This is a genomic window from Mycobacterium sp. E735 (assembly GCF_001666955.1).
In the GTDB taxonomy this organism is placed as follows: domain Bacteria; phylum Actinomycetota; class Actinomycetes; order Mycobacteriales; family Mycobacteriaceae; genus Mycobacterium.
This window is the reverse complement of the sequence record NZ_LZIX01000328.1, coordinates 1-584: the sequence shown is the minus strand read 5'-3', so window position 1 is coordinate 584 and position 584 is coordinate 1. Positions and strand designations below refer to the sequence as shown.

Sequence of the window (584 nt, the reverse complement as noted above, 5' to 3'; positions counted from 1 at the left end):
GCTGGGGCATGCGCGTGCCAGGGTGGCCATCTCGTCCCCGAACTCCTGGTTGGCCCGAGCCACGGCTTTGGCCGATGGCGGCAGTTCCGTTTTCAGCGGGTCTTGTCTGCCTAGGTCGTCGTTCATCCGGTTCGCGTCCGTCATGAATTCACGGGCCAGCGCTGCCGCTCGCTGCGCGTGGGCCGACAGCCCGGGCGCGGTCACCTGGTTGGCTCGCCGCTGCAGGCCGTCGAGCCACGCCTGATAGTCGGCGTCACTGGGTACCGAGTTTTGTTCGTAGGAGCCCGGCGGCGCAAACCGCGTCTTCGCCTTCAACGAGGCCTGCGCGTCGCGGTTGAAGTCGATGAATTGCCGCACACTCCAACACGGTTGCGCCCGCTCATCGATCCGCCACGCGACGAACAGACCCGCGGCGGCCACGGCTGCGCACCATACCGTCAGCAACCGCCGGGCGGTCTCGTGTGCGTTTGCGGCCACGCGATCAACCTAGACCAGGGATCGGGACGATTGGCACCCAGCGGTCGGCGCCCGTCACGCGTGGGGGCAGAAGAAACCCAGGATCTGTTGGCAGTTGTCCCTGTTGA

At 66.8% G+C, this 584-nt stretch carries 1 protein-coding gene; it reads right to left on the bottom strand.

From position 1 onward, the window contains the following. Window positions 1-477, bottom strand: a 477-nt coding sequence (locus A5704_RS26480) for a hypothetical protein (RefSeq protein ID WP_068018841.1), incomplete at its 3' end; no start/stop codon positions are given. Window positions 478-584: the final 107 nt, after the last annotated feature.